Consider the following 21,071-nt stretch of genomic DNA (forward strand, 5'->3'; position numbering starts at 1 on the left):
CATGTCGAGCAGGTATTCGACGGCAGAGGCCGGCGTGCCGGGGTTCAGCGCCAGCCCGGCCTTGCAGCCCGCCGCCCGGATCGCCTGCAGGGTGCGGTGGGGGTGCGGTCCGGCCTCGAAATGGGCGGTGATCACATCGGCGCCGGCTTCGGCATAGGCCTCGATATAGGGGTCGACCGGGGCGATCATCAGGTGCACGTCCATCACGGTTTTCACATGCGGTCGGAAGGCTTTGACGGCGGGCGGGCCGAAGGTGAGGTTGGGCACGAAATGGCCGTCCATCACGTCCACATGCACCCAGTCGGCGCCCTGGTCCTCGATGGCGTGGATCTCGCGCCCGAAATCGGCGAAATCGGCCGACAGGATTGAGGGGGCGATCTTGATGGAACGGTCGAAACTCATCGGTATATCTCCGCTTGGCCTGCTCTGCATATATGTGCCCGCGCCCCCGGTGGGTAGGGCGAATTGACGAGAGGGCGCGATCCGGGCGTCACGAAACATTCACCACGCTGACACAAAGCTTTTGAACAGCGCCGCTAGGTCAGACCCCGACAGAACAAGGGGTAGCCCGTGCTGCGCATCGAGAAACTGACCAAACGGTTCGGCGAGAACACCGCGGTGGATACCGCGACGCTGCATATCGACAAGCCCGGAATGATCGGCATCATCGGACGGTCGGGCGCTGGCAAATCCACCCTGCTGCGGATGATCAACCGCCTGGCCGACGCGACCGAGGGGCAGATCCTGTTCGACGGGCGCGACGTGACCACGCTGACCGGCAAGGACAAGCGCGCCTGGCAATCCGACTGCGCGATGATCTTTCAGCAGTTCAACCTGGTGCCGCGCATGGACGTGGTCTCGAACGTGCTGCACGGCACGCTCAACCGCCGCTCGACGCTGTCCACCATGTTCAACCTTTTCCCGACCGGAGACATCCATCGGGCCATCGACATCCTCGACCGGCTGGGCATCGCCGCGCACGCGCCGAAACGCGCCGAGGCGCTGTCGGGCGGGCAGCAGCAGCGCGTCGCCATCGCCCGCGCGCTGATGCAGGACCCCAAGATGATCCTGGCCGACGAGCCGATCGCCAGCCTCGACCCGATGAACGCCCAGACCGTGATGGAGGCGCTGCGCCGCATCCACGAAGAAGACGGCCGCACCGTCATCTGCAACCTGCACACGCTGGATACCGCCCGGCGCTATTGCGACCGGGTGGTGGGGATGCGCGACGGGCGCATCGTGTTCGACGGGCTGCCCGAGCAGCTGACAACCGGCGTGGCGCGCGAGATCTACGGCGCCGATGCCAGCTTCTCCGAGGCCGCGACCTCGACCGAGATCGACGCGCTCGACGGCCCCGCCTTGACGGCGAAACCCCGGGCCGAGGTGCTGATCTGAGAATTTCCACGCCCGGTCCGCAGGGGGCCGGGTCCAACAACCTGGAGAGTGAAAGATGAAGAAACTGCTTGCCGCCATCGTTGCGACCACCGCGCTGACCGCCCCGGCCCTGGCCGAAGGCATCAGCGAATTCCGCATCGGCATCCTCGGCGGCGAGAACGCCCAGGACCGCATGACCTCGAACGAGTGCTTCCGCGCCAAGACCGAGGCCCTGCTGGGTGTTCCGACCAAGCTGTTCACCCCGGCCGACTATGACGGCGTGATCCAGGGCCTGCTGGGCGGCACCATCGACATGGCCTGGCTGGGCGCCTCGGGCTATGCCAAGACCTGGCTGACCAACCCCGACGCGGTCGAACCGGTTCTGGTCAAGGTCAACGTCGACGGCTCCTACGGCTATCACTCGGTCGGCTTCGCCCGTGTGGACAGCGGCATCACCTCGCTGGAGGACATGAAGGGCAAGGTGTTCGGGTTCGGCGATCCCAACTCGACCTCGGGCTACCTGATCCCCTCGATCGAGATCCCGGAAACCACCGGTGCCTCGATGGAGGCGGGCGACTACTTCGGTGAAGTGAAGTTCACCGGCGGTCACGAGCAGACCATCGTTGCAGTGAACAACGGCGACGTCGATGGCGGCGTGACCTGGGCCGACGGCCTGGGCAACTGGGAAGACGGCTATAACTCCGGCGCCCTGCGCAAGGCATCGGATGCCGGCCTGGTCGACATGAACGACCTGGTCGAAATCTGGAAGTCGAAGCCGATCCCGGAGGGCCCGATCGTTCTGCGCAAGGACCTGCCGGAGCGCGTGAAGATCGACATGACCGCGCTGATCGCGTCGTTGCCCTACATGGATGCCGACTGTGCCTATAACTTCATGGCCGGCGAGGCGCTGGGCCTGATGCCGATCAACCATGACGCCTACCTCTCGATCATCGAGGCGCGCAAATCCAAGATGTAAGCCTCGCGCTGCATCTTTGGCCGGTCCCCCGCAGGGCCGGCCATTTTTCCGGGGGTGACCCGGATCTTCCGTTTCAGGAGCAGACCACATGACCGAAACCGCGCTGGGTCACGACGCAGAAAGCCCGAAATTGCGCGAGGCCTACACGGCGATGACCCGCACCAGGCAGATGTACGGCGGGATCGTGTTGATCGTCTTCGTCGCCATGATGACATCGGGGTTCATGCTGGCCGACAGCCGCAATGCGGGCGGGTTCTGGGGCGGCATCCTGAACATCTTCATCTTCCCCGGCGAGGTGGTGTCGGAGGCCGCCGAAAAGGTGGCGCTGCTTCCCGCGCTGATGGTGAAGTTCTTTCCGTCGCTGATCGAGACGGTCAACATCGCCGCGGCCTCGACCCTGGTGGGTGCCCTGGCGGCCATCGTCCTGTCGCTGCTGTCGACCCGCGGGCTGGCGCGGTTTCCGCGGCTGATCCCGTTGTTCCGCCGGCTGATGGACATCTCCCGCGCGGTGCCCGAGATCGTCGTGGCGCTGGTGCTGATCTTTGTGCTCGGCGGCGGCCCGGTACCCGCGATGATCGCCATCGCGTTCCACACCACTGGCGCGCTCGGCAAGCTGTTCTCCGAGGTCAACGAAAACGCCTCGCTCAAGCCGATCGAGGGCCTGGCCTCGGTCGGCGCAAGCTGGACCCAGCGCATGCTGCTGGGCGTGGTGCCGCAAGTGGCGCCGAACTGGCTGAGCTATGCGCTGCTGCGCTTCGAGATCAATATCCGCGCCTCTGCCATCCTCGGCTTCGTGGGCTCGGGCGGCATCGGCTATGACCTCAAGAACGCTTTCAGCTGGGGGCAGGGCCGCTATGACGAGGTGGCCGCGATCTTCATCCTGCTGTTCCTGACCATCGTTTTCTTCGACCAGTTGTCGAGCCACTACCGCAACAAGCTTGTCGGAAAGTCCTGATCCATGACCGCGATTGCAGATATCCCCGCCCTGTCCCGGCAAAAGGACGCCGCCACCGCGCTGCTCGCGCGCAAGCGTCTGGTCGCCTTTGCCGCGCCGGTCGTGATCCTCGCCTATTTCGTCTACCTGTTCTTCGCCTTCGACATTCCCGATCTGCTCGAGCGCGCGCGCATGGACAATGCCGCGGTTCTGGTCGCCGACAGCTACAGCCACAAGACCCACATCACCCATGACAATCGCACCGGCGGGCTGAGCATCGCCATCGAGGGCGAGAACAAGGGCACCTATCCCGAGGGCATGACCCCGGACTTCGTGACGCTGACCGGCGAAAGCACGGCGCGCGTCGTCCTGACCGCCGGGGAAAACGCCGAGATCGACGGGCCGACGTTGCGCTATACAGTGCCGGGCTACGGCACCGTCACGGCGACGGTGGAGGGCCGCGAGATCCTGCTCGAAACCCCGGACGGCGCGGTGCCCGACTGGATCAGTGCGGGCTCTTCGCGGGTGACGATCTCCGGCAAGGGGGGCCGCGCCAGCGTCACCCGCGCCCGCACCGAGGTGTTCCGCTATTCCTTCGGGTGGGAGCTGTTCTGGTTCACCCTGGACAGTCCGTTCTATGGCAAGTTGCCGACAGAATTGCTGAGGCTTGCCCTGTCCGGCGACCGGGTCGTGGCGGACAAGAGCAACCTCGCCGCGATCGTGCACGATGTCTGGAACAATGCCATGTGGCGCCACAAGGATGTCTTGTGGGCGATCTTCGAAACCGTGCTGATGGCGTTTCTCGGCACCATGGGCGCGGCCATCGTAGCCCTGCCGCTGGCGTTCCTTGCGGCAAGGAACTTTACCCCGGTCGCTGCCGCACGGTTCGGGGTCCGTCGCCTGTTCGATTTCGTGCGCGGGGTCGACGGGTTGATCTGGACGATCATCCTGTCGCGCGCCTTTGGCCCCGGTCCGCTGACCGGGTCGCTGGCCATTCTGCTCACCGATACCGGCAGCTTCGGCAAGATGTTCTCGGAGGCGCTGGAGAACGTGGACAACAAGCAGATCGAGGGCATCGCCTCGACCGGGGCCAAGCCGCTGCAACGCTACCGGTTCGGCGTGATCCCGCAGATCACCCCGGTGCTGCTGAGCCAGGTGCTGTATTACCTGGAATCCAACACCCGGTCGGCGACGATCATCGGTGCGATCACGGGGGGCGGCATCGGGCTCTTGCTGACCCAGGCGATCATCACCCAGAAGGACTGGGAAGAGGTGGCCTATTACATCATTCTCATCATCGCGATGGTGATGGTGATGGACTGGTTCTCGGGCTGGTTGCGGCGGAGGCTGATCGCGGGCGACGAGAGCGGGCGCTGAGGGCTCCGGTCCGCCTCCGGCGGGAGTATATGGAAACGAGAAGAAGATGCCCGCGCCCGCATAAACTGTCTAGCAATAAAGGATTATTGCCATGCCCCGCCTCAGCCCCACTGACCCCGTCATCCATCCCGATTGCGAGGTGGTGAACACAACCTTCGGCGCCTATTGCGAACTGGGCAGCGGCAGCCGGGTACAGAACTCGGAATTCCTGGACTATTCCTATACCGACCGCGCCACCGACATCGCCAATGCGACCATCGGAAAGTTTGCCAATATCGCCAGCTACGCGCGCGTCGGTCCGACCGACCACCCGCTGCACACCGCCAGCCTGCATCATTTCCTGTACCGTTCGGCGGATTACTGGGACGGGGAGGCGTTCGATCCCGAGTTCTTTGCCCATCGCGCGTCGCGCCGGGCCAGGATCGGCCATGACACCTGGCTGGGCCACAATTGTATCATCAAGCCCGAGGTGACCGTGGGCGACGGGGCGGTGGTGGCCTCGGGCGCGGTTGTGACCAAGGATGTCGCGCCCTATGCCATCGTCGCCGGGATGCCGGCAAAGGTGATCCGCCACCGCCAGCCGCCCAAGGTCGCCGAGCGGATGATCGCGCTGGCCTGGTGGGACTGGGATCATGACCGGCTGCGCGCCGAACTGCCCGATTTCCGGGCGCTGAGCGCCGAGGCGTTTCTGGAAAAATACGAATAGATTGCCCTGGTCACGTCCCGTCCACGGTCAGCGTGACCCGGTCGCCGGCGAACCAGGTGCGGCCGTATTCCACCGGGCGCCCCTTTGGATCGACATTCACCCCGACCGTCCGCAGGATCGGCGCGCCCTCGGCCACGCGCAAGTGCAGCGCCTGGGTCGCATTGGCCTGCTTGGCGGTGATCCGGGTCTGCCGGCGGGTGTAGTCGGGCACGCCGCAGCGCGCCAGCGCCTCGGTTACCGAGCGGGTCGCGCTCAGCGCGTCGCGCAGGCCCGGGAACCGCCCGGCCGGGAAGGTGCTGCAGAACAGCGCGATCGGCGCATCGTCGGCCAGCGACAACCCGTCATAGACCAGAACCGGATCCCCGGGCGCGATGTCCAGTGCCTCGGCCTCGCGGCTGTCGGCGGCGCGGATGTCCAGCGTCAGCAGCTTCTTGGCCGGCAACTGGCCGCCTGCCGCGACATTGCGGTGAAACCGCACCCGCTTGCCGATCGGGTAGTCCGTCGGGCGTGAGGCCACGAAAACCCCGGCCCCGCGCCGCGCATGCACCAGGCCCTGTTCGGCCATTTCCGCCAGCGCCCGGCGCACGGTATGCCGGTTGACGCCGAATTTCGCCGCCAGCTGCGCCTCGGTAGGGAGCTGGTCGCCGGTGTCATAGCGCTGTTCGGCGATATCCGCCGTCAGGGCAATGGCGATGGATTTCCAGAGCGGTGTGCGGGCCATGTCACCAAATATTCACATCAGGGCAATTGCGCCGGAAGCGTGCTCCGGCTATTATTTGTATAGTTGTATAGTATAAATAGACAACCCGGCCAAGAGGCGTTCATGGACGAAACTGGGATAAACGGCACCGAGGCGCGCCGCGGATGGATGAGCCTTCTGGCCCGGGCGCCAGAGCGCCGGCTGATGGCGCTCTGGGATGCGTTCTCGCCGCGACCGGAGTTCAACTGGCTGCGGCGCCCGGAAACCGGCGCAGTGATGGTGCGCGGCCGCATGGGCGGCACCGGCGCCCCCTTCAACCTGGGCGAGATGACGGTCACGCGCTGTTCGCTGGCGCTAGCCGAGGGTGCGGTCGGGCACGGATACGTGCAGGGGCGCGGCGCGGCGCGGGCCGAGGCGGCGGCGCTGATCGACGCGCTGATGCAGACCGAGGCGGGAGGCGCGGTGCGCGCGGCCATTCTCGACCCGCTGGAAGAGGCGATGCAGACGGCCCGCACCGCCCGGGCGGCCAAGGCCGCCGCGACAAAGGTGGATTTCTTCACTCTGGTGCGGGGAGAGGATTGATGACCGCGACCGCAACGACCGCCATCGCGGGCGGCTTTTCCGATCCGGCGATCGAGTCGGCCCGCGCCTTTCGCGCCGCGATGAACGTGATGGCCCGGCCGGGCGAGATCCGCGACCTGGACATGGCCCGGCCGCCGGCGCCGCTCTCTGCCGCCGCCGGTACGCTGCTGCTGACGCTCTGCGATCCGGAAACCGGCGTGCATCTCGCCGGGGCCTGCGACAGCGCGGAGATGCGCGGCTGGCTCGCCTTTCATACCGGCGCGCCGGTGGTCAGTGCGGATCGGGCCGGTTTTGCCGTGGGGCGCTGGGCCGATCTGCTGCCGCTGGACCGTTTCCGCATCGGCACGCCGGAATACCCCGACCGCTCCGCCACGCTGATCGTCGAGCTGGAGGCGCTGCAACAGGCCGGCGCCAGCCTGCGCGGCCCCGGCATCAAGGACAGCGCGGCGCTCTCGCTGCCCGATCCGGCCGCACTGGCGGGCAATGCCATGCTCTACCCGCTGGGGCTGGATTTCTTTTTCACCTGCGGCGGGCGGATCGCCGCGCTGCCGCGCAGCACGCAGATTTCGGAGGGTTAGGCCGATGTATGTCGCCGTGAAGGGTGGCGAACGCGCTATCGAGAATGCCCATGCCTGGCTGGCCGAGGAACGGCGTGGCAACGGCGACGTGGCCGAGCTCAGCCTCGCCCAGATCCGCGAGCAGCTTTCCCTCGCGGTGAACCGGGTGATGGCCGAGGGGTCGCTTTATGATCCCGATCTGGCGGCGCTGGCCATCAAGCAGGCGCGGGGCGATCTGATCGAGGCGATCTTCCTGATCCGGGCCTATCGCACCACCCTGCCGCGCTTTGGCGCGACGAAACCCGTCGACACCGGCGCGATGGATTGCGACCGGCGCATCAGCGCCACTTTCAAGGATGCGCCGGGCGGGCAGGTGCTGGGCCCGACCTTCGATTACACCCACCGGCTGCTGGATTTCAAACTCGCCGCCGAGGGGGGAGAGTCGCTAGAGGCCCCCAAGGCCGCGCCGCGCCATCAGCCGACGCCGCATATCACCGAATTCCTCGCCGGCGAGGACATCATCCAGCGCGAACCGGAGAGCGAGGCCGCGCCCGGCGACCTGACCCGCCAACCGATGTCGTTTCCCGCCGGGCGCGACATCCGCCTGCAATCGCTGACGCGGGGCGACGAGGGGTTTCTGCTCGGGCTCGCGTACTCGACCCAGCGCGGTTACGCCCGCAATCACGCCTTTGTCGGCGAGTTGCGCATCGGCACCGTGGCCGTCGAAATGGAGATCCCCGAATTGGGGTTCGCCATCGAGATCGGCGAGGTCGAACTGACCGAATGCGAGACGGTGAACCAGTTCAAGGGATCGAAAACCGAGCCGCCGCAGTTCACCCGTGGCTATGGGCTGGTGTTCGGCCAAACCGAGCGCAAGGCGATCTCGATGGCGCTGGTCGACCGGGCGCTGCGCTGGCGCGAGCTGGGCGAGGACGATCTCGGCGCGGCGGCGCAGGACGAGGAGTTTGTCCTCAGCCACTCCGACAATATCCAGGCCACCGGGTTCCTGGAGCATATCAAGCTGCCCCACTACGTGGATTTCCAGTCCGAACTGGAACTGGTGCGCAAACTGCGCCGCGAGGCCGGGGCGGACGCGACAAGGGAGGCGGCGGAATGACCCAAGATTACAACTTCGCCTATCTGGACGAGCAGACCAAGCGGATGATCCGCCGCGCCATCCTCAAGGGGCTGGCGGTGCCTGGTTACCAGGTGCCCTTCGCCAGCCGCGAGATGCCGATGCCCTATGGCTGGGGCACCGGCGGCGTGCAGGTCTCGGCGGCGACGCTGACGCCCGAGGATACCTTCAAGGTGATCGACCAGGGCTCGGACGACACCACCAACGCGGTGTCGATCCGCAAGTTTTTTGAAAAGACCGCCGGCGTGGCAGTGACGGAGGAGACGGAAAAGGCCAGCGTCATCCAGACCCGCCACCGCATCCCCGAGGCGGCGCTGCGAGAGGATCAGATCCTTGTCTACCAGGTGCCGATCCCGGAACCGCTGCGGTTCCTTGAGCCGCGCGAGACCGAGACGCGCAAGATGCACAGCCTTCAGGAATACGGGCTGATGCATGTGAAGCTCTACGAGGACATCAGCCAGCACGGCGCCATCGCCACCGCCTATGCCTACCCGGTCAGGGTGTCGGATCGCTATGTGATGGACCCTTCGCCGATCCCGAAATTCGACAACCCGAAACTGGAAATGGCGGCGATCCAGCTGTTCGGTGCCGGGCGCGAACAGCGCATCTATGCGGTGCCGCCCTATACCAAGGTGGTGAGCCTCGATTTCGAGGATTACCCGTTTGAGCCGACCAAGGCCGATCATGCTTGCGACCTCTGCGGCGCCGAGGACAGTTACCTCGACGAGGTGATCCTCGACGACGCCGGCAACCGGATGTTCGTCTGCTCCGACACCGACTATTGCCGGTCGCGGCGCGAGGCGGGTCATGTGGGTCGATTGGGCGAGGAGGCGGCGTGATGTGTGAATGTGCAAAATTCTTAGAAGAATTTTGTCCGGAATTTTCGAAAATTCCGGGCGTTGGAATTTCCTGCAAGGAGGGAAGCCAATGACGCCGCTGTTGCAAGTGAGGGGCATCGAGAAGCGCTATGGCGCGCGGATCGGCTGCGCGGATGTCGAATTCGATCTCTACCCGGGCGAGGTGATGGGAATCGTCGGCGAAAGCGGCTCGGGCAAGTCGACCCTGCTCAATTGCCTCGCGGGTCATCTGAAACCGGATGCGGGGCAGGTGATCTTCGACACTAGGGCCGACGGGCCGGTGGATACCGTCACCATGTCGGAGCCCGCGCGGCGCATGCTGGGGCGCACCGACTGGGCCTTTGTCCACCAGCACGCCCGGGACGGGCTGCGCATGAACGTCAGCGCCGGCGGCAATATCGGCGAACGGCTGATGGCGGTGGGCGCGCGCCACTACGGCGACATCCGCGCCCGCGCGGTGGACTGGCTGGACCGGGTCGAGATCGCCGAGAACCGGGTCGATGACCGCCCCAGCGCCTTTTCGGGGGGGATGCAGCAGCGGTTGCAGATCGCCCGCAACCTGGTGACAGAGCCGCGGCTGGTGTTCATGGACGAACCGACCGGGGGGCTCGACGTGAGCGTTCAGGCCCGCCTGCTCGATCTCCTGCGCGGGCTGGTGCGGCAGATGGGGCTGAGCGCGCTGATCGTCACCCATGACCTGGCGGTGGTGCGCCTGCTGGCCGACCGGTTGATGGTGATGAAGGACGGGCATGTGGTGGAAAGCGGTCTGACCGACCAGGTGCTGGACGATCCGCAGCATGCCTATACCCAGCTTCTGGTCTCTTCGGTCTTGCAGGTGTGAAGGGCGGATTATGAGTATTTCAGGCGAAAAGAAGAGCGCGATGATCGACCTGTCCGGCGTGGCCAAGAGCTTTGTTCTGAACAACCAGGGCGGCGCGGTGATTCCGGTGATGGCGGGGGCCGGGCTGCGGGTGGCGCCGGGCGAATGCGTGGCGCTGACCGGCGCCTCGGGGGCGGGGAAATCGACCCTGATGCGGATGATCTACGGCAACTACCGCGCCAACGCGGGCCGGATCCTGGTGGGCGGCACCGACGTGGCCCGCGCCGAGCCGCGCGATATCATCGCGCTGCGCCGCGAGGTGCTGGGCTATGTCAGCCAGTTCCTGCGGGTGGTGCCACGGGTGCCGACGCTGGACGTGGTGGCCGAACCTCTGCTGGCGCTGGGCGTGGACGAGGAAAAGGCGCGGGTGCGGGCGGCGGAGCTGCTGGCGCGACTGAATATCCCCGAACGGCTGTGGTCGCTATCGCCCACGACCTTTTCCGGCGGCGAGCAGCAGCGGGTCAATATCGCGCGCGGATTTGCCCATGACTATCCCGCGCTGCTGCTGGACGAACCGACCGCCAGCCTCGATCCCGTCAACCGCGCCGTGGTGCTGGAGCTGATCGAAGCCGCCAAGGCGCGCGGCGCGGCGATCGTCGGCATCTTCCACGACGACGCGGCGCGGGCGCGGGTCTGCGATCGGGAAGCGGATGTCTCGGCCTTCACCCCGCAGGCGGCGGCATGAACGATCCGGCCCCCTTCGCGCCGATCATCGCTGTCGTCGGCCCCTCGGGCGTGGGCAAGGACAGCGTTATGGCGGCGCTGGCCGCGCGCGACCCGGGGTTTCGCATCCAGCGCCGGGTGATCACCCGGCCCGAGGATGCGGGCGGCGAGGCGTTCACCGGGGTGACGCCGGAGGTTTTCGCGCAGATGGCGGCGGCGGGGGCTTTCGCGCTGCACTGGCAGGCGCACGGGCTTTCGTACGGAATCCCGGTCGAAGTGTACGATCTGCGCCGGGGCGCGCGGGCGGTGCTGGTCAACCTGTCGCGCGGGGTCCTGCGCGCTGCGCAGGATCGGTTTGGTTCCCTGATCGTGCTGTCGTTGATCGCCGCGCCGGAGGTTCTGGCCGGGCGGCTCGCGGCGCGCGGGCGTGAGGATGCCGCTGACCGCGCCCGGCGTCTCGACCGCGCCGGCGCGCCGCTGCCCGAAGGGCTGCGACGGGTGATCGAGGTCGACAACAGCGGGCCGATCGAGGTCACGGTCGATACCGTGCTGGCCCGGCTTCAGCCGGAAAGCGCGTAGCGATGGATCAGATGGAACCGCCCTTCCGCATCCTCGCCCACCAGCGCCAGTTCACCGATCTCGAACGGGCTGGGCAGCAACGGCACAAGATCCCGGGTCAGCGCCGCCTCGACCGCACCGAGCGCGGGTTTCGGCAGCTTGCCCGACAGGGTGATGTGAAACCGGAACTCGCCCATGACATAGGGATAGCCCCAGCGCGCCAGGTTCTCCTCCTGCGCGGGCGAGAGGCCGGCGGCGCGGCGGCGGGCCAGCTCGGCCTCCGGCGCAGGCGCGCGGAAAGGGTCCAGCGCCGCGACCGCGCGCGCGGCCAGCGCGTCGAGCGCGGCGGTGTCGCCCACGGGCCGCAGGGCCAGGAACCGGCCCAGCCGGGTCAGCGCCAGACCGTCCATGCGCAGCGGCGCCTGCGCGGCGCAGAGCGCGGCGCAGGCCGCCTCGAGCCCTTCGCGGGTCATGCCCCCGGCCAGCCGGAACGGCGGCTTGATTGTGGCGTGCGCCCCGTATTTGCGCGGCGTTTCGGTGATCTCCTGCACCGGCAGCGGCAGGCCGGAAACCGGCCGGTGCGGCACCTTTGCCCCGGTCTCCATGTCCCAGCCCAGCCAGTGGGTGGCGAACCGGGCCCATGCCGCATCGGCGGGGGGCGAATAATAGATGGCGTAACGTTGAAAATCACCCGCGATGTTCATGTCGGCTCCGGCTGGCTGTCCCGTTCCTCAAATCATGCGATGTTCAGATGACAGAAGACTTATGCCTTGCCAATGCCATGCTGGTCCTGCCCGGCGAAACCCTGCGCGGCAGCCTTCGGGTGACCGGTGGCACCATCGCCGCGATCGACAGCGGCGCCGCCGTTCCGACGGGCGCTGTGGATTGCGGCGGCGATTATGTCGCCCCCGGCCTGATCGAGCTGCACACCGATAACCTGGAACGCCACATCCAGCCGCGCCCTAGGGTCGACTGGCCGCATGCGGCGGCGATCATGGCGCATGACGCCGAACTGGCCGGCGCCGGCATCACCACGGTGTTCGACGCGATGCGGGTCGGATCGATCCCCTCCGGCACCGGGCGCTACCTGAAATATGCGCGCGGGCTGGCCAGCGAGTTGCTGGAGCTGCGCGCCGCCGAGGCCCTGAAGATCAGCCATTTCCTGCACCTGCGCGCCGAGGTCTGTTCCGAGACCCTGCTGGAGGAACTGGCGGAGTTCGGCACCGATGACCGGGTCGGGCTGGTCAGCCTTATGGATCACACGCCGGGCCAGCGGCAGTTTCGCGACCTTGCCAAGTTCGAGGCCTACGTGAAGGGCAAGCACGCGATGAGCGAGGACGATTTCCGTCGCCATGTCGCCCAGCTGACGGCGCTGCGGGGCAAGGTCGGCGACGCGCATGAAATCGGCGCGGTCGCGCAGGCGCGGCGGTTCGGCGCGGTTCTGGCCAGCCATGACGACACCACCGGGGCGCAGGTCGAGACATCGGCCGGCTACGGCATCCGGCTGGCCGAGTTCCCCACCACGATCGCAGCGGCTCGGGCCTGCCGCGCCCATGGTATCGCGGTGATGATGGGCGCGCCAAACCTTGTGCGGGGCGGGTCGCATTCGGGCAACGTGGCGGCGGCGGAGCTGGCCGAGAGCGACCTGCTGGATATCGTGTCGTCGGACTACGTGCCCTCTGCGCTGCTCTACGCGGCGGTGCGGCTGGGGCAGGTCTGGGGCGACATGGCGCGCGGGCTGTCCACGGTCACCGAGGCCCCGGCGCGGGCCGTCAAGCTCGAGGATCGCGGCACGCTGGCGCCGGGCAAGCGCGCCGACCTGATCCGGTTCCGCCTGCGCGGCGAGGTGCCGGCGCTCTCCGGGGTGTGGTCGCGCGGCCGCCGGGTGGCCTGACCCGGTGGCAAGAGGGGGATGCGCCTTTGGCGCGTGCCTCCGGCGGGAGTATTTTCGGCCAGAAAAGACCGGGGCCGGGAGTGCCCGCTCAGGCCCGGTAGAACAGGTAGCGGTCGGGGGCGATGGTGTCCGGCCCCGTGAGTTGTTCGAATCCCACCAACGGCTGGCCCGAGACGATCAGCCCGCCGGGCTGCATCACATCGGCGATCAGCGGCGACAGGCGGGCGGCCTCGGCGACATCCTTTTGCTTGATGCCGAAGCCGAAATCGTAATGCGCCAGCGCGATGCGGGCGCCTTTCGCGGCCAGTTCCCGCAGCATCGGCTCGGCCTCGCCCTGCAGGAAATCCGCCTCCGGCGGGGTGCAGGAGGGGTGGCATTGCAGCACCCGGTCGATCACCCAGATGCGGCGCTCCGGCAGGATCTCGCGCAGGTGGTCATAGGTGCGCCCGTTGCCGAGGCCGAGGTCGACCACGTCGCCCTCCAGCCCGGCGATCTTTTCGGCGGCCCAGTTCAGCCCGTCGCGTTGCGCGGCGAGGCGGCGCAGCATGGAATCCAGTCGGCTCATGTCATGTCCTTCGGTTCGGTGGCGGCGGTCCAGGGGGTGACGGGCCCGGCGCACAGGCGGCTCAGCAGCGCGCGGGTGAAGTCCCAGATCGCCGCGTCATGCACCAGATGGTGGGTCAGCACCCCGTAGGGTTCGGTACTGTCGGTATGGCCGTCGCGGCGGTCGGCAAGCTGGGCGGCCAGTTGCGCGATCAGCGCGCCCGGATCGGCGAGCGAACGGCTGCCGCGCCAGTCGATCGGGTCGAGATGGGTGTTGATCTGAACCAGCCCGGGCGCGACCAGCGCCGATTTGCGCGGGGTGAAGGTGGAGATCATGCGGTATCCCAGCCCTGGAAGAGCGGGCGGAAGTTCCGGCGCGATGCGGTTCCAGGGCGGCACGAACATCGGCTGCACCGCCGGGCCGATCAGCGCGCGCAGCCGCAGCAGCCCGTCGCGCGCCTGGCGCGCCATGTCGGGCAGGGGGCGATGGGCGCCGAACTCGGCCTTTTTCGCGCCCTCGGGGGCGTGGTTTTCATGCGCCCATCCATGCACCACCGGGATCAGCCGGGGGTGGATCGCGACCACCTCGGCCAGGTCGGGGGCGGCCCGGGCGGGAATGATGGCCAGATGCACTGGCAGCCCGACCTCAGTGGCCAGCGCGGTCAGCCTGTCGAGCGCCGCACTGGGGGCCACCGCATCGTCGTCGCGCCACCACAGCGGCAGGGTCATCCCTGCCTGCCGCCAGCGGTCAAACTCCCGGTCGAGCGGGGTCCAGTCCAGGGTCATGCGCGTGCCTTTGCCATCTGGGTGGCGATTGCCACGGATTGTGCCGCGCCGTCAAATTTCAGGCCGCTGTCGCGGCGGGGACCGGCGGCGAGGGCGCGGTCAAGTGCGGCGACCAGTGCCGGGGCCGTCAGATCGGCGCTGCGCAGCACCTCGACCGCCGGGAGCCTGGCAAGGCTTTCGGCGCGCAGGCTCTGCTCCTCCTCTTTGCCGGCGTCGAAGGGGATCAGCACGGCGGGGGTGCCGGTCTGGAGCAGGTCCATCGCGGTGTTGTAGCCGCACATGCTGACCGAGGCGGCGGAGTGCGGCAGCATCTGGCGGAACTCCGGGCGGGCGGCTTCGACGGTGGCGTTTGCCGGGGCCATGGCCTGCAACTCGGTGAGCAGCGCCGGATCACTGCCGCCCACCAGCAGGCGCCAATGCAGCGCGGGGCGCAGACGGGCGGCCTCCAGCGTGGCGCGAAACAGCGGCCCGCCGACCGCGCCGCCACCGGCACTGACCAGAACCTCGCCCGCGCCGAGCCCCTGCGGGTGCGGCACCGGGGCAGGGGGGGCGACATAGCCGGTATAGCGCAGCTTGTCCGCCAGTGCCGGGGTGACTGGCCAGCTTTGCTCCAGCCGGGTGGCGTGGCGGTCGGAATGCACCAGAACGGCGTCGTAGAGCCGCGTCACGATCTCTTCGGCGCGCCCGGCCTTGGAGGGTTTCGAGGGCGGCGCGAGGATATCGCGGATCGAGGACAGCACGACGGGGCGGGGGGTCTGGTCCTGCGCGGTTTCCAGCAGCGACAGGAATTCCCCGGCCAGCGCGCGGCGGCCAAAGGGGTAGAGCTCGGTGATCAGGATGTCGGGGGCGAAGCCGGTCAGCGCGTGGCGCAGGGCGATCCTGCGGGCCTCAAGGTATTCCGCGTCGGCCTCCGCTCCCGCGTCGGTCAGCAGGCGGGTGAAATCAGTGCCGTCCGAGGCCAGCGGCGGCAGTTGCAGCCAGCCGAGGTGCCCCGGGTGCAGATGCGGCGCCGCGCGGCCGCCGGAGACCAGCAGAACCTCGTGCCCGGCGGCGTCGAAGGCACGGGCCAGCGTCAGCGCGCGGCTCAGGTGGCCGGTGCCGAGCAGGTGGGTGACGGTGATCATCACCTTCATGGCGCCGTCTCCGCCGGGATCAGGCGGGTCGGCTCGCCCTCCGGCGTCAGGGTGTCGCCGTCGATGTGCAGCACATAGAGCCGGTTGCGCTTGACCTTGAACGGTGCGGGGCCTGCGAAATCCCAGCCGTGGGCGCGGGCCAGCAGCACCCGCATGATGCCGATATGACAGACCGCCAGCGCATCGCGGTCGAGACCTGCGAGCCAGGGGCGCAGGCGGGTCCAGAGTTCCCCCGGGCTTTCCCCCCCCGGCGCGCGATAGTCCCAGCCCCAGTCCTCGATATGGCGAAAGCCGCTGCCGGGGGTGGCGAGCAGGTCAGTGCCGCGCTGCCCCTCCCAGTCGCCCCAGTTCATCTCGGTCAGCTCCGGCGCGGTGCGCGGTGCGCGGCGGGCGACCAGTTCGGCGGTCTCGGCGGCGCGCTGCAGCGGGCTTGACCACAACTCGGCCGCGTCCCAGGGGGCGGGCAGGCGCAGGGCAGAAAGCTCGGCACGGGCCTGATCGTCCAGCGGAATGTCGCTGGCGCCCTGGATCCGGCCCGCGCGGTTCCAGTCGGTATGCCCGTGACGCATCAGCGCGAGGCGGATCATGCGGTGCCCTCCAGCAGCGGGGTGACGGCGGTCCAGAAGCGATCGGTCGCTGCCGGGCGCAGGTGGGATCTGGCGATCATTTCGCGGGCCTGCGTGCCGCGGGTCCTGCGCAACTCCGGGTCGCCCAGCAGCGCGGTGATTTGCGCCGCCAGCGCCACCGGGCCGTTCCCGGGTGCGGGGTAATCGCCCGGCAGCAGCACGTCGCGCACGCCGGGGCGGTCCTGGGCCACCACCGGCAACCCGGCCGCCTGCGCCTCGAGGTAGACCATGCCGAAGGCCTCGTTGACGCCGGGCCAGACGAACAGCGACGCACGTTGATAGGCCCGTACCAGCGCATCGCGGTCGAGCTGACCGAGAAAGCGCACCCGGTCGCCAAAGGGGGCCATCAGCGCCTCGACCTGCGCCCGCGCCGGGCCGTCGCCGGCGATCTCCAGCCGCCAGTCGCCCGGCACCTGCGCCAGCGCCTCGGCGAGGATGGTGTAAGAGGCCAGCTTGTCCCCCGCCCGCATCATCCCGGCGGTCAGCATCGGACCGGAGCAGGCGGAGGCGGGTGGCAGGGTGTCGGCAGGCAGGAACGGCGGCAGGTGAACAAGCCGCTGCCCCGGGGCGCGGTGCCGGTCCAGCGTGATCCGGTCGTTGGCGGTGAGGTAGAAGATCACCGCAGCCGCGTCGCAGGCGGTTTCCGCCGCGCGCGCGAAATCCGCCCAGGGGCCGGTCAGGCGTTTCTTCGCGCGGGTGGATTCGACCTGGACATAGGGCAGCCCCAGCGCGGCGCAGGTGGCAGGGCCGATCAGGTCGGGGGCCTTGTAGTAATTGTGATAGGTGACCCAGAGGGCGACCCCCCTGTCGCGAAGCGTTTCGCTCAGTCGCGCCGTCTCGGCCGCCGCCGCCTGTCTAAGCGCCGCCTGCCGGGCCGGATCGCCGGATTTCTCGTGCAGCTTCAGGTCCGAGACCACCTCGACCTGCGCCCCCTTGGCACCGATGGCGGCGATCAGGTTGCGCGCCATCTCCCGGTCGCCCGAGGGGGTCGGATCGCCGGGCGGTTTCATCGGCGCGTAGAAGGCGACGCGGGTCATGGCGCGGGCGCGCCGATCATCTGCCGCAGCCGGGCGGCCAATCGGTCGATTCCGGGCTGCATGGTGAACTCCGCGATCAGCCGGGCGCGGGCGGCCTCGGCCATGGCTTGCGCGCGCGCGGGGTCGCGCGCCATGGTGGCGATGGCGCCGGCCAGATCCTCGGGGTCGTCCCCGGCCAGCAGCCCGTGGGTGCCGCCCACGATGAATTCCGGGATCGCGGCCACGGCGGTGGAGAGGATCGGCAGCAGTTGCGAGGCCGCCTCCATCAGCACGTTGGGCAGCCCGTCGCGGTCGCCGTCCGCGGCGATCCGGCTGGGCAGCACGAAGAGATCGGCCGCCCGCATCGCCGCGATCACCTCGGGCTGGTCGCAGGCGCCGCGCCAGTCGATCCGGTCGGCGATGCCCGTCGCCTGCGCCTGTGCCTGCAGCGCCGCGAGCAGATCGCCGCCGCCGATATGGGTCCAGCGCCAATCGAGGTCTCCGGGCAGCAGCGCCAGCGCGGCGATTAGCCGGTCGAATCCCTTTTTCTCCACCAACCGCCCCACCGAGAGCAGATGCAGCGGGCCGCCGGTGGCCCGCAGGGGCCGCGCCGGGGGATCGGGGAACCGCGACAGGTCCAGCCCGTGATAGATCAGGTCGACCTTGCCCGCGTCGCCCGCCAGGTCGCGCAGGTGCCGCGCGCCATAGGCGGTGCAGGTGACCCCGAAGGCGGCGGCATGGGGACCGGCGAGCTTTTCGCGCTTTTCCCACTCGGGCGAGGTCCAGATGTCCTTGGCATGGGCCGCATAGCTCCACGGCAGCCCGCGCATGATCGCGGCATAGCGCGCCACCGAGGAGGGGGCGTGCAGGAAATGCGAATAGAGGCCGCGCGTGTCCTCGGGCAGTTCGGTCGCCAGCACGCAGGCCTGGCCAAAGCGGCGCACCCGGTTGCGGGTGGAATCGCGGCGCAGATCGGCGCGCCAGACCTCATAGGCCGCGCCATAGCCGGGCAGGGCGCGGGCGGCGTCGCGGGCGCGGGCCACGCGACCGGGTTCGTCGAACAGGTATTCGGGCAGGTAGCGCACCCTTGCGCGCAGCCGGTCGTGCAGCGGGTGGCGCTTGGTGTCGGTGGGGTGGCGCAGCGACCAGATGTCAAAGCGCAGCCCGGCCTGCTCCAAAGCCACCAGTTCCTGCGCGATGAAGGTCTCCGACAGACGCGGCCAGCCCTTGACCAGAACGGCCAGCGGCGATGTCGCGCTCATTCCGCGGCCTGTCCGCGCCGTTCGGCCAGAAGGATGCCGACCCGCCGCGTGACGTAGTCGAGCCCGCCCAGCAGCTCGTCGTGCATCGCCTGAGACGGCAGCGGCTGGTTGGGCAGGTTCCGGATGGCGCGGATCATCGCCTCGGGCGTCAGCCCGTCGCGGCCGTTCTCCAGCATGCGCACCAACCCCAGTTCCTCGGCGCGGCTGGCGCGGATCCACTGTTCCAGCCGGGGCACGGTGCGCGGCACGATCACCGCGCGCTGGTCGAACGACAGTACCTCGCAAAAGGTGTTGTAGCCGCCCATGCAGACCACGCCCTGAGCATGGGCGAACAGCGGCTCGATCTGCGATTCGAAGCCGACGGTGGTGACGCGGCCCTCCAGCCGGGCGACGCGCGCCTCGAAATCGGCGCGGGTCTCGCCCGACAGGAACGGGCCGTAGACGATCACCGCGCGCGGCGCCAGCGCCGGGTCGCGCTCATAGGCGGAAAGCACGAGATCGACCATGAATTCGCCGTCGCCGCCGCCGCCCGGCGTGATCAGGATATAGGGACTGTCCTCGGCCGGGGGTTCGGAGGGGCCAAGCTCGCGCCGCAGATAGCCGGTCCAGTGCATCCGCGCGCGCACCTCGGGGCCAAGCTCGAGACCCGCGACCGGGTCGTAGAAATCGTGCTGCCCGTAGACCCAGATCTCGTCGTAATAGCTGCGCATCGCCTCGACCGCGCCCTTGCGCGCCCATTCGACGGCCAGCAGGTCGGGGTCGTCGAGCACGTCGCGCAGCCCCAGCACCAGCCGCGCCCGGCCGCCTTCGAGCAGGCACTGCAGCGTCGGCAGCAGCTCGCCGCGAAAGCCGGAGGGTTCCTTGTCGACGATCAGGATGTCGGGGTCGTATTGCCGCGCGGAGGTTTCGATCAGCGCAGCGCGCAGCTCGGTGATTTCCTCGATGTCCATGCCCAATGTCTGTGCCACATAGGAGCCGTCGCTGCGCTTGGTCACGCCGGGCAGGCGGATATGATCGACCCGGCGCGGAAACGCAAAGCGCCCGGCCACAGGCGATCCGGTGAGGATCAGCGCCGAGGCGGTGGGGTCGGCCCGGGTGATCGCCCCCGCCAGCGCCCGCGACCGGCGCAGGTGACCCAGCCCGAAGGTGTCGTGGCTGTAGAGCATGACACGGGGCGCACGGTCCATGCGCTGCGCCTTGCCAGAGAATGTCGCGCCGCTCATCATATCGCTAAAGCCTCAGGTCCGCGCCCGATTTGCCGAAAATACCCTTGATATCGTACAGAACCGCCGCCGGTTTGCCCAAGGTTCGAATGGCCGCAGACCCCATATCGACGAATTCCCTGTGCGCCACGGCCACGATGATGGCATCATAGGCCCCGGCCTCGGGCGACGCCACCGGGGCGATACCGTATTCTGACCGCACCGCCGCAGCATCGACCCAGGGGTCGTAGACATCCGGCTTCATCGAATAGGCGCTGAGTTCCGACACGATATCGGCCACCCGCGTGTTGCGGGTGTCGGCGCAGTTTTCCTTGAAGGTAAAGCCCATCACCAGCACCCGCGCCCCGGCAAGGTCGGTGCCGCGCGCCAACAGCGCCTTGATCAGCTCGTGGGTGACATGCTTGCCCATCTGGTCGTTGATCCGGCGCCCGGCCAGGATCACCTCGGGGTGATAGCCCAGCTGTTCGGCGCGGTAGGTCAGGTAATAGGGATCGACGCCGATGCAGTGCCCGCCGACCAGGCCGGGCCGGAACGGCAGGAAGTTCCACTTGGTCCCGGCAGCCTCCAGCACTTCCAGCGTGTCGAGGCCAAGCCGCGAGAAGATCAGCGAAAACTCGTTCACCAGCGCGATGTTCAGGTCGCGCTGGGTGTTTTCGATCACCTTGGCGGCCTCGGCGGTCTTGATCGAGCTGGCCCGGTGCAGCCCGGACCTGACCACCGGCGCATAAAGCGCCGCGACCCGGTCCAGCGTGTCTTTGTCCTGGGCCGAGATGATCTTGACCACGTTTTCCAGCGAATGTTCCGCATCCCCGGGGTTCACCCGTTCGGGCGAATAGGCCAGCTTGATCTCGTCGAAAAGAGTCAGGCCGCTGCCCGCCGCCAGCACCGGGCCGCAAACCTCTTCGGTGACGCCGGGATAGACGGTGGATTCGACCACGACCATTGCCCCGGGCACGAGATGCGGCGCGATGGTGCGGCAGGCGGCGCGCAGGGGCTCCAGGTCCGGGGTCTTGGCATCGGTGACCGGGGTGGGCACGGCGACGATGAACACCGTGCAGCCGGCCAGGTCGCCGGCATCGTCCGAGAACCGGGCGCCAGCGGCGGCCAGCGATTGCGCCGAGACTTCGCCGTTGCGATCCTGCCCGTCGCGCAGGGCCGCGATATGGGCGGTGTCGGTGTCAAAGCCCAGCGTATCGTATCCGCCGCGCGCCAGCGCCACCGCCAGCGGCAGCCCGACATAGCCGAGACCCAGCACCGCGATCCTGTCCTGAATGCCTTGCCTGGTCATC

General features: G+C 68.3%; 24 protein-coding genes. 13 read left to right on the forward strand and 11 right to left on the reverse strand.

Annotated features, from left to right (window positions below):
• On the reverse strand, positions 1 to 402 hold a 402-nt coding region (locus tag P1U75_RS04315), incomplete at its 3' end, for a ribulose-phosphate 3-epimerase (protein WP_300240227.1).
• Between the two features lie 168 nt (positions 403 to 570).
• Here P1U75_RS04315 and phnC point away from each other — a divergent pair.
• The 5 genes from phnC to P1U75_RS04340 all read left to right on the forward strand — a co-directional run bounded on the left by phnC (position 571) and on the right by P1U75_RS04340 (position 5,367).
• Positions 571 to 1,395 carry a phosphonate ABC transporter ATP-binding protein gene (phnC, locus tag P1U75_RS04320; RefSeq protein WP_300240229.1) on the forward strand — a complete coding sequence of 275 codons (825 nt, stop codon included), beginning with the start codon at positions 571 to 573 and terminating at the stop codon, positions 1,393 to 1,395.
• A 55-nt stretch (positions 1,396 to 1,450) separates the two neighbouring features.
• Positions 1,451 to 2,350: a phosphonate ABC transporter substrate-binding protein gene (gene phnD / locus P1U75_RS04325; protein ID WP_300240230.1), complete on the forward strand. Its 900-nt coding sequence runs from the start codon at positions 1,451 to 1,453 to the stop codon at positions 2,348 to 2,350.
• Positions 2,351 to 2,438: 88 nt separating this feature from the next.
• A complete protein-coding gene (gene phnE, locus P1U75_RS04330; protein WP_300240231.1) occupies positions 2,439 to 3,305 on the forward strand; it encodes a phosphonate ABC transporter, permease protein PhnE in 867 nt (288 codons plus the stop codon).
• Positions 3,306 to 3,308: 3 nt separating this feature from the next.
• Positions 3,309 to 4,661 carry a phosphonate ABC transporter, permease protein PhnE gene (gene phnE / locus P1U75_RS04335; RefSeq protein WP_300240232.1) on the forward strand — a complete coding sequence of 451 codons (1,353 nt, stop codon included), beginning with the start codon at positions 3,309 to 3,311 and terminating at the stop codon, positions 4,659 to 4,661.
• Between the two features lie 91 nt (positions 4,662 to 4,752).
• On the forward strand, positions 4,753 to 5,367 hold the full coding sequence (locus tag P1U75_RS04340) for a DapH/DapD/GlmU-related protein (RefSeq protein WP_300240233.1): 615 nt from the start codon (positions 4,753 to 4,755) through the stop codon (positions 5,365 to 5,367).
• Between the two features lie 10 nt (positions 5,368 to 5,377).
• Here the strand turns inward: P1U75_RS04340 and phnF are convergent, their stop codons facing one another.
• The gene (gene phnF / locus P1U75_RS04345; RefSeq protein WP_300240235.1) at positions 5,378 to 6,088 is read right to left on the reverse strand and encodes a phosphonate metabolism transcriptional regulator PhnF; all 711 of its coding nucleotides are present in this window, start codon (positions 6,086 to 6,088) and stop codon (positions 5,378 to 5,380) included.
• Between the two features lie 102 nt (positions 6,089 to 6,190).
• Between phnF and phnG the strand changes: the two genes are divergently transcribed.
• From phnG to phnN, 7 genes are all read left to right on the forward strand, one after another.
• Positions 6,191 to 6,649: a phosphonate C-P lyase system protein PhnG gene (phnG, locus tag P1U75_RS04350; protein WP_300240236.1), complete on the forward strand. Its 459-nt coding sequence runs from the start codon at positions 6,191 to 6,193 to the stop codon at positions 6,647 to 6,649.
• Positions 6,649 to 7,227 carry a phosphonate C-P lyase system protein PhnH gene (phnH, locus tag P1U75_RS04355; RefSeq protein ID WP_300240238.1) on the forward strand — a complete coding sequence of 193 codons (579 nt, stop codon included), beginning with the start codon at positions 6,649 to 6,651 and terminating at the stop codon, positions 7,225 to 7,227. Before phnG ends, phnH begins: the two co-directional genes overlap by 1 nt.
• A gap of 4 nt (positions 7,228 to 7,231) precedes the next feature.
• Positions 7,232 to 8,323 (forward strand): carbon-phosphorus lyase complex subunit PhnI, encoded by a 1,092-nt coding sequence (locus P1U75_RS04360; protein ID WP_300240239.1) that lies wholly within the window; start codon positions 7,232 to 7,234, stop codon positions 8,321 to 8,323.
• Entirely contained in the window at positions 8,320 to 9,180 is an 861-nt protein-coding gene (locus P1U75_RS04365; RefSeq protein ID WP_300240240.1) for an alpha-D-ribose 1-methylphosphonate 5-phosphate C-P-lyase PhnJ, read from the forward strand. The genes P1U75_RS04360 and P1U75_RS04365 overlap by 4 nt, the downstream gene beginning before the upstream one ends.
• Before the next feature lie 88 nt (positions 9,181 to 9,268).
• Positions 9,269 to 10,039 carry a phosphonate C-P lyase system protein PhnK gene (phnK, locus tag P1U75_RS04370; protein WP_300240241.1) on the forward strand — a complete coding sequence of 257 codons (771 nt, stop codon included), beginning with the start codon at positions 9,269 to 9,271 and terminating at the stop codon, positions 10,037 to 10,039.
• Positions 10,040 to 10,079: 40 nt separating this feature from the next.
• Positions 10,080 to 10,763, forward strand: a complete 684-nt coding sequence (gene phnL, locus P1U75_RS04375) for a phosphonate C-P lyase system protein PhnL (protein WP_300240331.1) — start codon at positions 10,080 to 10,082, stop codon at positions 10,761 to 10,763.
• Positions 10,760 to 11,320: a phosphonate metabolism protein/1,5-bisphosphokinase (PRPP-forming) PhnN gene (phnN, locus tag P1U75_RS04380; RefSeq protein WP_300240243.1), complete on the forward strand. Its 561-nt coding sequence runs from the start codon at positions 10,760 to 10,762 to the stop codon at positions 11,318 to 11,320. Before phnL ends, phnN begins: the two co-directional genes overlap by 4 nt.
• Here phnN and P1U75_RS04385 read toward each other — a convergent pair.
• Entirely contained in the window at positions 11,302 to 12,003 is a 702-nt protein-coding gene (locus P1U75_RS04385; protein WP_300240246.1) for a DUF1045 domain-containing protein, read from the reverse strand. The genes phnN and P1U75_RS04385 overlap by 19 nt on opposite strands.
• 47 nt (positions 12,004 to 12,050) lie before the next feature.
• Between P1U75_RS04385 and P1U75_RS04390 the strand changes: the two genes are divergently transcribed.
• Positions 12,051 to 13,193 (forward strand): alpha-D-ribose 1-methylphosphonate 5-triphosphate diphosphatase, encoded by a 1,143-nt coding sequence (locus P1U75_RS04390; protein ID WP_300240249.1) that lies wholly within the window; start codon positions 12,051 to 12,053, stop codon positions 13,191 to 13,193.
• A gap of 88 nt (positions 13,194 to 13,281) precedes the next feature.
• Here the strand turns inward: P1U75_RS04390 and P1U75_RS04395 are convergent, their stop codons facing one another.
• The 8 genes from P1U75_RS04395 to P1U75_RS04430 are packed head-to-tail and all read right to left on the reverse strand — an operon-like array spanning position 13,282 to position 21,070.
• A complete protein-coding gene (locus P1U75_RS04395) occupies positions 13,282 to 13,758 on the reverse strand; it encodes a class I SAM-dependent methyltransferase (protein WP_300240252.1) in 477 nt (158 codons plus the stop codon).
• Entirely contained in the window at positions 13,755 to 14,522 is a 768-nt protein-coding gene (locus tag P1U75_RS04400; RefSeq protein WP_300240254.1) for a polysaccharide deacetylase family protein, read from the reverse strand. Before P1U75_RS04400 ends, P1U75_RS04395 begins: the two co-directional genes overlap by 4 nt.
• Entirely contained in the window at positions 14,519 to 15,655 is a 1,137-nt protein-coding gene (locus P1U75_RS04405; RefSeq protein ID WP_300240257.1) for a glycosyltransferase, read from the reverse strand. Before P1U75_RS04405 ends, P1U75_RS04400 begins: the two co-directional genes overlap by 4 nt.
• Positions 15,652 to 16,242: a histidine phosphatase family protein gene (locus P1U75_RS04410; RefSeq protein ID WP_300240260.1), complete on the reverse strand. Its 591-nt coding sequence runs from the start codon at positions 16,240 to 16,242 to the stop codon at positions 15,652 to 15,654. The genes P1U75_RS04405 and P1U75_RS04410 overlap by 4 nt, the downstream gene beginning before the upstream one ends.
• The gene (locus P1U75_RS04415) at positions 16,239 to 17,318 is read right to left on the reverse strand and encodes a glycosyltransferase family 4 protein (protein ID WP_300240262.1); all 1,080 of its coding nucleotides are present in this window, start codon (positions 17,316 to 17,318) and stop codon (positions 16,239 to 16,241) included. Before P1U75_RS04415 ends, P1U75_RS04410 begins: the two co-directional genes overlap by 4 nt.
• Complete coding sequence (locus P1U75_RS04420) at positions 17,315 to 18,559, reverse strand: glycosyltransferase family 4 protein (protein WP_300240265.1); 1,245 nt, start codon at positions 18,557 to 18,559, stop codon at positions 17,315 to 17,317. The genes P1U75_RS04415 and P1U75_RS04420 overlap by 4 nt, the downstream gene beginning before the upstream one ends.
• Positions 18,556 to 19,746: a hypothetical protein gene (locus P1U75_RS04425; protein WP_300240267.1), complete on the reverse strand. Its 1,191-nt coding sequence runs from the start codon at positions 19,744 to 19,746 to the stop codon at positions 18,556 to 18,558. Before P1U75_RS04425 ends, P1U75_RS04420 begins: the two co-directional genes overlap by 4 nt.
• A 43-nt stretch (positions 19,747 to 19,789) precedes the next feature.
• A complete protein-coding gene (locus P1U75_RS04430) occupies positions 19,790 to 21,070 on the reverse strand; it encodes a nucleotide sugar dehydrogenase (protein ID WP_300240270.1) in 1,281 nt (426 codons plus the stop codon).
• Between the last annotated feature and the right edge of the window lies 1 nt (position 21,071).

This window comes from Antarcticimicrobium sp., from assembly GCF_029212575.1.
GTDB lineage: Bacteria > Pseudomonadota > Alphaproteobacteria > Rhodobacterales > Rhodobacteraceae > Antarcticimicrobium.